At 57.8% G+C, this 13,068-nt stretch carries 9 protein-coding genes and 2 pseudogenes; 9 read left to right on the forward strand and 2 right to left on the reverse strand.

Annotated elements, in window-relative coordinates:
- The 4 genes and pseudogenes from EV102420_RS03505 to EV102420_RS03520 all read left to right on the forward strand — a co-directional run.
- Nucleotides 1-632, forward strand: a pseudogene (locus tag EV102420_RS03505) (hypothetical protein); the annotation flags it as partial.
- A 3-nt stretch (nt 633-635) separates the two neighbouring features.
- Nucleotides 636-986, forward strand: a complete 351-nt coding sequence (locus EV102420_RS03510) for an STY1065/STY2022 family phage-derived protein (RefSeq protein WP_042388978.1) — start codon at nt 636-638, stop codon at nt 984-986.
- Nucleotides 987-1,102: 116 nt separating this feature from the next.
- Nucleotides 1,103-1,951, forward strand: coding sequence for a hypothetical protein (locus tag EV102420_RS20805; RefSeq protein ID WP_052512316.1), 849 nt, complete (start codon nt 1,103-1,105; stop codon nt 1,949-1,951).
- Between the two features lie 16 nt (nt 1,952-1,967).
- Entirely contained in the window at nt 1,968-2,537 is a 570-nt protein-coding gene (locus tag EV102420_RS03520; protein ID WP_042388981.1) for a tail fiber assembly protein, read from the forward strand.
- 2 nt (nt 2,538-2,539) lie between these two features.
- Here EV102420_RS03520 and EV102420_RS03525 read toward each other — a convergent pair whose 3' ends face one another.
- Nucleotides 2,540-3,388 (reverse strand): MurR/RpiR family transcriptional regulator, encoded by an 849-nt coding sequence (locus tag EV102420_RS03525; protein WP_042388982.1) that lies wholly within the window; start codon nt 3,386-3,388, stop codon nt 2,540-2,542.
- Nucleotides 3,389-3,504: 116 nt separating this feature from the next.
- Between EV102420_RS03525 and murQ the strand changes: the two genes are divergently transcribed.
- From murQ to tadA, 4 genes and pseudogenes are all read left to right on the forward strand, one after another.
- Nucleotides 3,505-4,401, forward strand: coding sequence for an N-acetylmuramic acid 6-phosphate etherase (gene murQ, locus EV102420_RS03530; RefSeq protein WP_255211647.1), 897 nt, complete (start codon nt 3,505-3,507; stop codon nt 4,399-4,401).
- Between the two features lie 9 nt (nt 4,402-4,410).
- A complete protein-coding gene (locus EV102420_RS03535) occupies nt 4,411-5,775 on the forward strand; it encodes a PTS transporter subunit EIIC (RefSeq protein WP_042388986.1) in 1,365 nt (454 codons plus the stop codon).
- 3 nt (nt 5,776-5,778) lie between these two features.
- On the forward strand, nt 5,779-6,414 hold the full coding sequence (gene yfhb / locus EV102420_RS03540) for a phosphatidylglycerophosphatase C (RefSeq protein ID WP_042388988.1): 636 nt from the start codon (nt 5,779-5,781) through the stop codon (nt 6,412-6,414).
- A 26-nt stretch (nt 6,415-6,440) separates the two neighbouring features.
- Nucleotides 6,441-6,966 (forward strand): annotated as a pseudogene (gene tadA / locus EV102420_RS03545) (tRNA adenosine(34) deaminase TadA).
- Here the strand turns inward: tadA and mltF are convergent.
- Nucleotides 6,963-8,603, reverse strand: coding sequence for a membrane-bound lytic murein transglycosylase MltF (gene mltF, locus EV102420_RS03550; RefSeq protein ID WP_255211646.1), 1,641 nt, complete (start codon nt 8,601-8,603; stop codon nt 6,963-6,965). The pseudogene tadA and the gene mltF sit on opposite strands and share 4 nt — an antisense overlap.
- A 206-nt stretch (nt 8,604-8,809) precedes the next feature.
- On the opposite strand from mltF, the gene purL reads away from it, so the two are divergent.
- Nucleotides 8,810-12,697 carry a phosphoribosylformylglycinamidine synthase gene (gene purL, locus EV102420_RS03555; RefSeq protein WP_042388993.1) on the forward strand — a complete coding sequence of 1,296 codons (3,888 nt, stop codon included), beginning with the start codon at nt 8,810-8,812 and terminating at the stop codon, nt 12,695-12,697.
- The last annotated feature ends 371 nt before the right edge of the window (nt 12,698-13,068 follow it).

The raw sequence follows: 13,068 nt of genomic DNA on the forward strand, positions 1-13,068 counted from the left end.
GCACCCTTGCGGAGATGAACCACGCCCTGATGCAGGACTTTGCCCCGTTCGGGGTGACGGAGGGGCGGACCCCGGCGATGCCGGCGAAAGTCTACCCGCGCGGACGGGTGCTGTTCGGCAAGACGCGGCTGCTGATGGATGAGGTGGCCCGGCAGTGCAATGCCAGCTGGATGTTCGTTGACGGGCAGCGGGTGATGCTGACGAAGGACGAGTACATGCATGACGCGGTGGTGCTGAACAGCCGGACCGGACTGGTGGGGACGCCGACGCAGACCCTCGGCAAGGGAATCAACGTGCGGTGTCTGATTACACCGAAAATCCGCACAAACGGCCTTATACACCTAAACCAGGCAGAGGTTATCATCAACCAGCAGAACCTCCCGGCTGAGGATGTGGCGAAGGGCAGCGGGTACTTACCTGTGAATGACAGCAACGGAAACCGGCAGGCGACACGTCCGGCATCGAAAACACAGCTTGCCAGCATCGCGACTGACGGCGTTTACATCGTGCGGGGGATTAACTACAGGGGCGATACGCGGGGCCAGGAATGGTATATGGATATGGTGTGCGAGGCACGCGGCTCAAGAGATGCTTTATCAGCGCCAGAACTAAATAGTGGTGGAGATAAATAATCAGTGAAATCAACATCATTACTTTTATTTATTATTTTATTTATAAAGTCGATTTCGACATCATTTGCAGCATTTCAATGTGGTAGCTACCTTCTGTCTGTTGATGAACGAGGTTATGCTTTTATCAATAAAGAGGAAACGACATCACAGAAAATAATATTTCTTAAAGATTATGGGGATTATGCCAATATGGCAATGGATATGGGCTTAATGCCTGCTAGCGATGGCAATAATTACGGCTTCGAATTCGTTAAGCGTAATGGCAAAGCTTTCTTAAACGTTCAGTTGCTTCAGGCCAATATGGATATACCCCCGATTATTGGCTCATTCCCATGTAAAAAAGTTCCCGACTAACGGGAGTGTTATCAACATTATTGCATTAATCCCCCCCGCCAATCAGCGGATTTTTTATCTCTACGTCTTTAAAGGTGAAACAAACGTACGCTTTTCTATAAGGAGGAACGACGCTAATGGCTATAAATGATTTTAAGCCCTTTGCCACGGGTGAAAACGCAAACGTGACCAACCAGGCCGACTGGGAAGCGCTGCCTGCACTGGGCAGCGGTTTTCAGTCCGGCACTGCATCCAGCGCACAGGTGAATAAGGCGCTGCGGCAGGCAACAGCAATGGGTTCAACCATGGGCCAGTTTATTGCTAACGCAGGCAGCGATGCCTTAGACAACGGCGATATTGCTACTTTGGTCGCGCAATTTACACAAGCATTGACTACCAGCCTTGGCCTGGGTACGGCGGCATATCTTGAAACTGTAACGTCAGCTACCGACTTCAGTGCAAATAGAGTGGTGACAACTGGATGGATGGGGTTAGGTGGGGGGTTAAGTATCGGCTCAGATTCTGAGGCCATATCTGGACAACAATTATTTGATCTGCTTAGGACAAACTATCCCGGCTCGTGCTTTATTCGTTGTAATTACCAATCCAGCGATAGCAGTTTTGCTACCGACTCGCCTGGCGTATGGTTCGTCGGGGGAGATACCTGCACATATATTCAATCTGATTATAGAAATGGCGTTGTACGTGTTTTATCTGGAAACATGTTGGGAACATTATTTGAAAATACACTTTACGGAACGGCTAATCCCCCTCCCTGTGTGCAAAATATTCAGTTAGGGGCCATGAGTGAGATGGACTCACCAGATGATGGCTCATCCCGGCAATTTTTTCCGCCCACGGGTTGCGTACTGACGGGATTGTGGATTGATGAATCACCTAGCGGGGCTGCTGATAATACGGTGGCAATCTATGCTAAGCCGATCCAGCAACTGCTCAACGGCACGTGGGTGACGATAAGCGGTTAATCAATAGGAGGTAAGCATGAAAAATATCAAAAACTTTACGCTCTATAAAAACCCTACGCATCAGTTAATCTCTCCCGGCACGTCAGAAAATATTCTTTTCTTAAAATCTGAAGATAATCTGGACTGGTATGAGAGCCAGGCTCTTTTTGCTGACGATACTATAAAAATTCAATACGATAGCAACGGAACTATTCGTGCCGTAGTGGATAAGCCCGTTCCGCAACGTGGTAATATTTACGCCGTATCTATGCTATGGCCTATCAATATGAGTGTGGCTGAGATCGCAGTAGAGGACTATCCGAAAAGCCTAACGCTTGATGGAACGTGGAAGTTTAACGGTACGTCTGTTTATCAAGATGCTGAGGTCATCGCGCAAAATTCCCGGCAAGCCAATGCGGCCCTACGCTATAAATATATGCTTGATGCAACGCTGGAGATTTCTGCGATCCAGAGTAGCAAGACGGTGGGTAACGCCCGCGAAAGCGATAGTAGCAACCTGCTTGCTCTTCAGCAGTACGTTGATCAACTGCGCGACGTTGACTTAAGTAATCCAGCCTGGCCGCCAGCGCCTGCATTGGCTAATTAACATCATACCAGCTTCTTCACCAGTGCCTCGCTGTGGCGGATGCGCTCCGGGGCGTGCTCCAGATCCTGCTGCACCAGCGCCATAAACAGCAAATCGGTGAGCAGCATCTGGGCGCTGGTGGAGGAGATGGCGGCACTGCGGGTGGCCTGCTCCTCGGCGATGGTATAGAGGCAGCGGGTTGAACGCTGCTGCAACGCGTTAGGGGTGAAGCCGGTGATCGCCAGGATCTTCGCCCCGACGTGTAAGGCCTCATCCGCCGCCATGTTGATCTCCCGCCGTTCGCCGGTATAAGAGATGGCCAGCAGCAGGTCGCTGCTCTCCATCGCCTGCGTCGTCGCCAGCAGGGCGTGCATATCCTGCTCGACCACGGCGTGTAAACCAATCTTCATTAGCTTCCAGCCAAAGTTACGCGCCACTAACCCGGACGCGCCGATACCTGTCAGCACGATCCGCCGCGCATCGCGCAGCATGATCACGCTCTCCTGGAGCTTATCTTCGGTATTCACATCAAGGGTCGCGTTCATAGCGCTGACCTTCTCATGGATCAGCTTCTCGCCTACCACGCGCAGGGGATCGTCACCGCGGATCTGGTTATGCACCGGAACGGAGTGGGAAGTTGGCGTGCTGACCAGCGCTTCGCTAATGGCCAGCTTGAGCGCCGGAAAACCTTTAAACCCCAGCTTCTGGGCAAATTTCACCACGCTCGACTGGCTAATGCCCGCCTCGGCAGCCAACTGCTGCGAACTCAGATGGCGAGCACGATCGGGCTGGGTCAGCAGAAAGTCCGCCAGCTTTTTATCGCTCTGCGCCAGGCCCGCATAGCGCTGACGGATGTGAATCAAACAGTTCATGACAACTCCGGGGGCAAAACGTGACAACGGCAACAAACATCCTGTTCGCAGGCATCAATGAATTATATATTCCATTATACTGCGCGGGACACGAATTAAATATTCAAAAGGTACTGATAATGAATCTTGGCTCACTGGTATCAGAAACGCGAAATTCTGAGACGATGGATCTGGACGCACTTTCGACTATCGAGTTAGTAACCCGTTTTAATCAACAGGATACGCTGGTCGCGCTGGCAGTGAAAGAGACATTGCCAGATGTTGCACGGGCGGTGGATGCTGCCGCAACGGCGCTGAAAGCAGGTGGACGCATCATCTATATGGGTGCAGGCACCAGCGGCCGGCTCGGTGTGTTGGATGCCTCGGAGTGCCCACCGACCTTTGGCGTCCCGCACGGCCTGGTGATTGGCCTGATCGCCGGTGGTCCTGGGGCGCTGCTGAAAGCGGTAGAGGGAGCAGAGGATAACCCGCAGCTGGGAGAGGACGACCTGCGCGACTTGTCGCTCGCCCCCCAGGATCTGGTAGTGGGCCTGGCCGCATCTGGACGCACGCCTTACGTTATCGGCGGACTTAAGTATGCCCGGGCCACAGGCTGCACCACGGTGGCTATCTCCTGTAACCCCGGCTCGCCGATAGCCCAGGCGGCGGATATTGGTATCTCGCCGGTCGTGGGGCCGGAAGCATTGACCGGCTCGACCCGCCTCAAGTCCGGCACGGCGCAGAAGCTGGTGCTGAACATGATCTCCACCGGGGCGATGGTCAAGTTTGGCAAGGTCTACCAAAACCTGATGGTCGATATGAAGGCGAGCAATATCAAGCTCGTTGATCGCGCCTGCCGGATGGTCGTTGAAGCAACGGGCGTTACCCTTGAGCAGGCTCGCAGCGTGCTGGAGCAGACCGGGTATGACGTCAAGCCCGCTATTTTGATGGTGCTGACCGGCCTGGACGTGGACGCCGCCCGCGCCCGGCTCGACATGCATCAGGGATTCTTACGTGCCGCGCTGAATGGCTAAGAGGTTCATATGGATAAGTCACTGACGCTGGCAGGCGAGATTTTGCAGGGCATCGGCGGGCAGGGCAACATCCTGCGGCTGGAAAACTGTATGACCCGCGTACGGTTTGAGGTGCAGGATGAGGGGCTGCTCAATATCGGCAGGCTGAAAGCGCTCCCGGGCGTCAGCGGCTACGTCAAGCAGGGCGAGCAGCATCAGCTGATTGTCGGGCCGGGAAGAGCCGGACAGGTGGTGGATGCCATGCGCTCGCTGGTTAACGGGGCGGAAGAAGCCACGATCCCGGATGAGATCGCCCGTAACAAGGCGCAGGCGAAAGCCCAGTATAAAGCGCCGATGAGCGACGCCCTGCGCATGCTGGCGAACGTGTTCATTCCGCTTATTCCGGCGTTCATCGCCTCCGGGCTGATTACCGGCATTATCAATATCCTGAAGCGACCCGATATTGCTGGTGATATCGCGATTCACTATCCCAACCTGCTGGGGCTGCTTGGCATCTTTGGCAGCGCCGTGTTTGCGATCATGAATATTCTCGTGGGGGTCAACGCAGCGAAGGTGTTCGGCGGCTCGCAGGCGTTAGGCGGGGTGATGGCAGGTATTCTCTCCAGCCCGCAGCTGGCGCAGATCACGCTGTTTGGCGAAGCGTTACAGCCTGGGCGCGGCGGGGTGATCGCCGTGCTGCTGGTGGTGGCTCTGATGTGCTGGTTTGAGAAGCGGCTGCGCGAACGGCTGCCGGGTTCGCTGGAGCTCATTCTTAACCCGCTGCTGACCACCCTCATCACCGGGGCGATCGCTATCGTGGCGCTACAGCCGCTCGGGGGCTGGATCGCTGAATCTATTGCCCATGGGGCAGGTTGGGCTATCGATCGCGGCGGTCTGCTGGTGGGCGCGGTGCTGGCCGGAACCTTTCTGCCGCTGGTGCTTACCGGGCTGCATCAGGGGCTGGTGCCTATCCACGTGGAGCTGGTTCAGGCGCACGGCTATAACGCCCTGCTGCCTATCCTCTCAATGGCGGGCGTCGGCCAGGTCGGGGCGGCGCTCGCCGTGCTGCTGAAAACGCGCAATGCCCGGCTAAAGACGGTTATTAAAGGTGCGCTGCCGGTGGGGCTGCTGGGCATCGGTGAGCCGCTGATTTTTGGCGTCACGCTGCCGCTGGGTAAGCCCTTCATCGGTGCCTGCCTGGGCGGCGCGGTGGGTGGGGCGCTTGTCTGCTACTGGAAAGTGGCAACGGTCATCACCTTTGGCATTTCCGGTTTACCGCTGGCTTTAACGATTGTTACCGGAAAAGTCACGATCTATCTGTTAGGCTATTTATTGGCGGTCATCGCCGGGTTCCTGTTTACCTGGCTATTAGGTTTTAACGATCCAAAGGAGTAGGGTTTGGCAAATAGCGAGCGTCGTGTTGTATTTTTCGATCTGGATGGAACGCTGCATCAGCAGGATATGTTCGGGACATTTCTGCGGTATCTGCTGCGGCATCAGCCACTCAATGCGCTGCTCGTTCTACCTTTGCTGCCGGTTATCGGCATTGCGTTACTGGTAAAGGGGCGGGCCGCCCGCTGGCCGATGAGCCTGCTGCTGTGGGGCTGCACTTTTGGTCACAGCGAGGCGCGGCTTAAGGCGCTGGAAAAGTCATTTGTTACCTGGTTTCGCGAGCGCGTCACTGCCTTCCCGGTGGTGCAGGATCGCCTGACCAACTACCTCGACGCGTCGGATGCCGATATCTGGCTGATCACCGGCTCGCCGCAGCCGCTGGTAGAGCAGGTCTATTTTGATACCCCGTGGCTGCCCCGCGTCAACCTGATTGCCAGCCAAATCCATCGCAGCCACGGCGGCTGGGTGCTCTCCATGCGCTGCCTCGGCCATGAGAAGGTGGTGCAGCTGGAGCGGAAAATCGGTACGCCGCTGCGCCTCTACAGTGGCTACAGCGACAGCAAGCAGGATAACCCGCTGCTCTACTTCTGCGAGCATCGGTGGCGCGTCACTCCCCACGGTGAGCTTCAGCAACTCGAATAGTGTGTGCGTACTTACACCTGTGTATAATGCGCCCCGTTTTGACTACTGGAGTGCTGAGCCGTGTCCGATACCGAATTAACCCATGAAGACTGGATGCGCCACGCGCTTATGCTCGCGCAGCGCGCCTGGGATGAGGGGGAGGTGCCGGTCGGGGCGGTGCTGGTGCACAACAACCGCGTTATTGGCGAAGGGTGGAACCGGCCCATCGGCCACCACGATCCCACCGCGCACGCCGAGATCATGGCCCTGCGTCAGGGGGGGCTGGTGCTGCAAAACTACCGTCTGCTCGATACCACCCTCTACGTCACCCTGGAGCCCTGCGTGATGTGTGCGGGGGCGATGGTTCATGGCCGTATCGGCACGCTGGTGTTTGGCGCGCGGGATCTGAAAACCGGCGCGGCAGGCTCCCTGATGGATGTCCTGCACCATCCTGGAATGAACCACCGGGTTGAGATCGTTGAGGGAACGCTGAGTGACGAATGCTCGGGCATGCTCAGCGAATTTTTCCGCCAGCGTCGGCTGGCGATAAAAGCGCAAAAGCAGGCGCGCTAATGCGTCTCCGCGTCAGCGCCTGCTGACGCCTGGTTCAGGATCCCCGGCAGCGTAAAGCTGGACTGACCAAACGCCTCGGCGGGAGAGAAGGCGCTCAGCGGCATCACGCCATAGTGCCTCTCTGCCAGCTCCTCCTGAGCGACCACCGGATAGCTTTGCGCCATACGCTGCTCATGGGCGATCTGCTGCTCCTGCTGCCGCGCTTTCTCCTGCAGATAACCCACCAGGCTAATCTGATACTTACGGATATTTTCCACATAGGCGTAAGCTTCATGCCCCCGGGCGTAGCCGTAGGTCAGTCTGCTGTACCACGCCTTCTGGCTAAGCAGCGGCAGGCGCTGCTTTACATCGGACCAGCTATCCGGGTTGCCTTTGGTCTTCGCCGTCAGGGCGCGGGCGTCAAGCATATGGGCATAGCCCATGTTGTAGGCCGCCAGCGCAAACCAGATCCGCTCCTCCTCGGGCACCGTTGCCGGGACGTGATCCATCATATCCTGGAGATAGCGCGCGCCGCCGCTAATGCTCTGTTCAGCATCGGTGCGATCGGTCAGGCCCAGGCTCTGGGCGGTATTTTTGGTCAGCATCATCAGGCCACGCACGCCGGTAGGAGAGGTGGCCTGGGTGTCCCAGTGGGACTCCTGATAAGAGATAGCCGCCAGCAGACGCCAGTCAATCTTCTGGGCGTACTTTTCAAACAGCGGACGCAGGTCAGGCAAGACGCTATCGATGGCGCGCAGGAAGGCGCGGGTATCAACATAGTCGAACCCTTTGCCGTGGCCGAGATACTTCTCCTCAAGGCGCGCCAGGGTGCCGTCCTCGTTAATCACGTTGAAGAAGTCCAGCATGGCGGCGGAGAGGGCATTATCGCTATCTTTTTGGCTAAACCACGCCACCGGCTGCTCGTCGGTAATATCCAGCGCCACCGCCAGCTCGGGGTGCACGCGCTGGAACAGGCTAATGGCCACGGAGTCAGCGATGGTATAGGCCAGCTTCCCCTGGGCAACCTGCAACAGCAGATCGTTAGTGCCCAGCTTCTCGTCCACCTTCCAGCTCAGATCCGGGTACTTCTTCTCCTTCAGCGCCTGCAGATCGCTAATAACAACGTGCCCCGGCGCGACGGTCAGCTGCGCATCGGTCACTGTCGCTAACGTGCGCGGACGCAGGCTGCCTACGCGATAGACCAGCTGCTGGGAGACGGAATAGTAGACCGGCCCGCTCTGATAGTGCTTGATGCGCTCGTTGTTATAGACCAGCCCGGCCGCCAGCATATCGGCATTGTCATCATCGAGATCGTCAAACAGCTGGTTGATGTTTTGCCGCACGGTGATGCGCAGCTTCACCCCGAGATAGCTGGCGAACTGCTCGGCCAGCTCATAATCGAGGCCGGTGGGTTTATCGCTGGTGGCGTTCCAGGTAAGCGGAGAGACCAGGGTGCTGACGCGCAGCTCGCCGCGCGCCTGGATAGCAGCGATGCGGTTTTCGGCTTTGCCCGACCAGGGGATTGAGGGCCACAGGGCCGCTGCCAGCAGCAGGGTGACAATGCCGATAAGCAGATAATTAAACTTTAATTTTCTCAAGGAGTTAATTCTCTGCGTCGCCTGACGCCTCAGTCCGCCGTCATTATTATAGAAAAGCATTTGTCCGGAAGTGAGCGGCATTTTGCTTAAGATTGCGGCACTTAGCAACTTATTAGAGAATTAGGTAACATCTATTGTTAAAAAATGCGGGCAATTTTATTTCCACGCAAACGGTTTCGTCGACGAGCAGGATTCTTTATAATGACGCCCGTTTTCCCCCTGGCGCATTCTTACAGCGTCATCGACGCGCTAAAGACGAGAGACTTATGATGGAAATTCTGCGTGGTTCGCCTGCACTGTCTGCATTCCGTATCAATAAACTGCTGGCACGCTTTCAGGCAGCCGCCCTCCCGGTAAGCAACATTTACGCTGAGTATGTCCATTTCGCTGACCTCAACGCTCCTCTAAATGCCGATGAACACGCCCAGCTCGGCCGCCTGCTGACCTACGGCCCGCGCCTGAGTAGCCACGCGCCGACCGGCAAGCTGCTGCTGGTGACGCCGCGTCCGGGGACCATCTCTCCCTGGTCTTCTAAAGCAACGGATATCGCCCACAACTGCGGCCTGACGCAGATCGCCCGCCTTGAGCGCGGCGTCGCCTGGTACGTTGAGGCGTCGACCCTGAGCACAGCGCAGTGGCAGGCGGTGGCCGCTGAGCTGTATGACCGCATGATGGAGACGACCTTTGACGCGCTGGAAGAGGCGGAGAAACTCTTTGCCCACCATCAGCCCGCGCCGGTAGAGAGCGTGGACATGCTGGGGCAGGGACGTCAAGCGCTGGTGGAGGCTAACCAGCGTCTGGGTCTCGCGCTGGCGGAAGACGAAATTGATTACCTGTTCGATGCCTTCACTACCCTCGGGCGCAACCCGAACGATATCGAGCTTTACATGTTTGCTCAGGCGAACTCTGAGCACTGCCGACACAAAATCTTCAATGCCGACTGGGTGATCGACGGCGAGCAGCAGCCGAAGTCGCTGTTTAAAATGATCAAAAACACCTTTGAGAAAACCCCGGATCACGTGCTGTCTGCCTATAAAGACAATGCGGCGGTGATGGAAGGCTCAGAGGTTGGGCGCTTCTTCGCTGATAGCGAAGCAGGCCGCTACGATTTCCATCAGGAGCCAACCCATATTCTGATGAAGGTCGAGACCCACAACCACCCGACGGCGATCTCGCCATGGCCGGGTGCGGCAACCGGCTCCGGCGGTGAGATCCGTGACGAAGGCGCAACCGGACGCGGCGCGAAGCCAAAAGCGGGCCTGGTAGGCTTCTCGGTATCTAACCTGCGTATTCCAGGCTTTGAGCAGCCGTGGGAAGAGGATTTCGGCAAGCCGGAACGTATCGTGACTGCGCTGGATATTATGACAGACGGCCCGCTGGGCGGCGCGGCGTTCAACAACGAATTTGGCCGTCCGGCGCTGACCGGTTACTTCCGTACCTACGAAGAGAAGGTCAACAGCCACAACGGCGAAGAGCTGCGTGGCTACCACAAGCCGATCATGCTGGCGGGCGGTATCGGGAACATTCGTGCCGACCACGTGCAGAAGGGCGAGATCACCGTTGGCGCGAAGCTGGTGGTACTCGGCGGTCCGGCAATGAATATCGGCCTTGGCGGTGGGGCGGCTTCGTCCATGGCCTCTGGCCAGTCCGATGCTGACCTCGACTTTGCCTCCGTGCAGCGTGACAACCCGGAGATGGAGCGCCGTTGCCAGGAGGTGATCGACCGCTGCTGGCAGCTGGGCGATGCCAACCCAATTCTGTTTATCCACGACGTTGGCGCGGGCGGTCTCTCTAACGCCATGCCGGAGCTGGTGAGCGACGGCGGCCGCGGCGGGCGTTTCGACCTGCGCAGTATCCTGAGCGACGAGCCGGGCATGAGCCCGCTGGAGATCTGGTGTAACGAATCGCAAGAGCGCTACGTAATGGCGGTGGCCGCCGACCAGATGGAGCTGTTTGACGCCCTGTGCCGCCGTGAGCGCGCGCCCTATGCGGTGATCGGCGAAGCGACCGAAGAGCGTCACCTGAGCCTGACCGACAGCCACTTCGACAATCAGCCTATCGATCTGCCGCTGGACGTCCTGCTCGGTAAAACGCCGAAGATGACCCGCAACGTTGAGTCGCTGAAAGCCGCCGGGGATGCCTTCGACCCGCAGGGCATTACCGTGGCCGACGCGGTTAACCGCGTGCTGCACCTGCCTGCGGTGGCAGAGAAAACCTTCCTGGTGACCATCGGCGACCGTACGGTCACCGGCATGGTCGCCCGGGATCAGATGGTTGGCCCGTGGCAGATCCCAGTTGCCAACTGCGCGGTAACCACCGCCAGCCTCGACAGCTACTACGGTGAAGCAATGTCCATCGGGGAACGCTCTCCGGTGGCTCTGCTGGACTTTGCCGCCTCCGCCCGTCTGGCGGTCGGTGAAGCGCTGACCAACGTGGCCGCCACGCAGATTGGCGATATCAAACGCATCAAGCTCTCTGCAAACTGGATGGCCGCAGCTGGTCACCCAGGTGAAGATGCTGGCCTCTATGAGGCGGTGAAGGCGGTGGGTGAGGAGCTGTGTCCGGCCCTCGGCCTGACCATTCCGGTGGGTAAAGACTCGATGTCGATGAAAACCCGCTGGCAGGAAGGAAGCGAGCAGCGTGAGATGACCTCGCCGCTGTCGCTGGTGATCACCGCGTTTGCCCGCGTTGAGGACGTGCGCCACACCGTGACGCCGCAGCTCTCTACCGACGATAACGCCCTGCTGCTGATTGACCTTGGCAAAGGCCACAACGCGCTGGGCGCGACGGCGCTGGCGCAGGTTTACCGTCAGCTGGGTGACAAACCGGCCGACGTGCGCGACGTGCATCAGCTGAAGGGCTTCTACGACGCCATGCAGGCGCTGGTGGCGGCACGTAAGCTGCTGGCCTACCATGACCGCTCCGACGGCGGCCTGCTGGTGACCCTCGCCGAGATGGCCTTTACCGGCCACTGCGGGATCGAAGCTGATATCGCCACCCTGGGCAGCGACCGTCTGGCGGCGCTGTTTAACGAGGAGCTGGGGGCGGTGATCCAGGTGCGCGCCGAGGATCGTGACGCGGTGGAAAACATCCTTAGCGCCCACGGTCTGGCCGACTGCGTACACTATCTGGGTCGCGCCGTCGCAGGCGATCGCTTCGTGATTACCGCCAACGATCGGGCGGTGTTCAGCGAAAGCCGCACCACGCTGCGTATGTGGTGGGCAGAGACCACCTGGCAGATGCAGCGCCTGCGTGATAACCCGGCCTGTGCCGATCAGGAGCATAACGCCAAGGCGCAGGATAACGATCCGGGCCTCAACGTGAAGCTCTCCTTCGACATCAACGAAGACGTGGCTGCGCCTTATATTGCTACCGGCGCACGGCCAAAAGTGGCCGTCCTGCGCGAGCAGGGGGTTAACTCCCACGTTGAGATGGCAGCCGCCTTCCACCGAGCGGGCTTTGACGCCATCGACGTGCACATGAGCGACCTGCTGGCGGGCCGCACCTCGCTGGAGAGCGCTCACGCGCTAGTGGCATGCGGCGGCTTCTCCTACGGGGACGTGCTCGGCGCAGGCGAGGGTTGGGCGAAATCGATCCTTTTCAATGAGCGCGTACGCGACGAGTTCGAAACCTTCTTCCACCGTCCGCAGACCCTGGCCCTGGGCGTCTGTAACGGCTGTCAGATGATGTCCAATCTGCGGGAGCTGATCCCAGGCAGCGAGCTGTGGCCGCGCTTTGTGCGTAACGTCTCCGATCGCTTCGAGGCGCGCTTCAGCCTGGTTGAGGTTACGCAAAGCCCGTCGCTGCTGCTGCAGGGCATGGTCGGCTCGATGATGCCTATCGCGGTGTCTCACGGTGAAGGCCTGGTTGAAGTACGTGACGATGCGCACCTCGCTCAGCTGGAGAGCAAAGGACTGGTGGCGCTGCGCTACGTGGATAACTTCGGTAAGGTCACCGAGACCTACCCGGCCAACCCGAACGGCTCGCCGAACGGGATCACGGCGGTGACCAGCGAAAGCGGACGTGTCACCATCATGATGCCGCACCCGGAGCGCGTCTTCCGTACCGTGGCGAACTCCTGGCACCCGGAAAACTGGGGCGAAGATAGCCCGTGGATGCGTATTTTCCGCAACGCCCGTAAGCAGCTGGGTTAATAGTAAAACGCCGCTGTCGCAAAATCCCGACAGCGGCAAAAATCAATGTCGCCAATTGGCGACATTTAATTTATTGATTTTAAATGCTTTATTTTTGATGCTTTTGAGGTGTTGCTAATCAGCGACACTTTGCTTAAAAAGAGCGCAAAGATGATGCAGTTCAAAAAATAATAAATAGCCATATAAACAGATGGTTATGTATTAATAATATACATTGGCATAACTTGTGCATATAATAAGGCAGTGGCTCATTCACCTTCTTATGTCAGCCCCTTCGGGACGCGCTACATAAACCCTGGAATGACGCACAAACAGGTGCCTGCCGTCTCACTTCTGATCATAGCGTTGCTATTTCAGGCCCGAGGCGAAAC

The sequence above is a fragment of the Pseudescherichia vulneris NBRC 102420 genome, from assembly GCF_000759795.1.
GTDB lineage: Bacteria > Pseudomonadota > Gammaproteobacteria > Enterobacterales > Enterobacteriaceae > Pseudescherichia > Pseudescherichia vulneris.

Excerpts from the sequence above, each read along its gene's own strand:
- purL (WP_042388993.1), top strand. The coding sequence starts at position 8,810 with ATGATGGAAATTCTGCGTGGTTCGCCTGCACTGTCTGCATTCCGTATC.
- EV102420_RS03525 (WP_042388982.1), bottom strand. The coding sequence starts at position 3,388 with ATGAACTGTTTGATTCACATCCGTCAGCGCTATGCGGGCCTGGCGCAG.
- EV102420_RS03535 (WP_042388986.1), top strand. The coding sequence starts at position 4,411 with ATGGATAAGTCACTGACGCTGGCAGGCGAGATTTTGCAGGGCATCGGC.
- EV102420_RS03520 (WP_042388981.1), top strand. The coding sequence starts at position 1,968 with ATGAAAAATATCAAAAACTTTACGCTCTATAAAAACCCTACGCATCAG.
- EV102420_RS20805 (WP_052512316.1), top strand. The coding sequence starts at position 1,103 with ATGGCTATAAATGATTTTAAGCCCTTTGCCACGGGTGAAAACGCAAAC.
- mltF (WP_255211646.1), bottom strand. The coding sequence starts at position 8,603 with ATGCTTTTCTATAATAATGACGGCGGACTGAGGCGTCAGGCGACGCAG.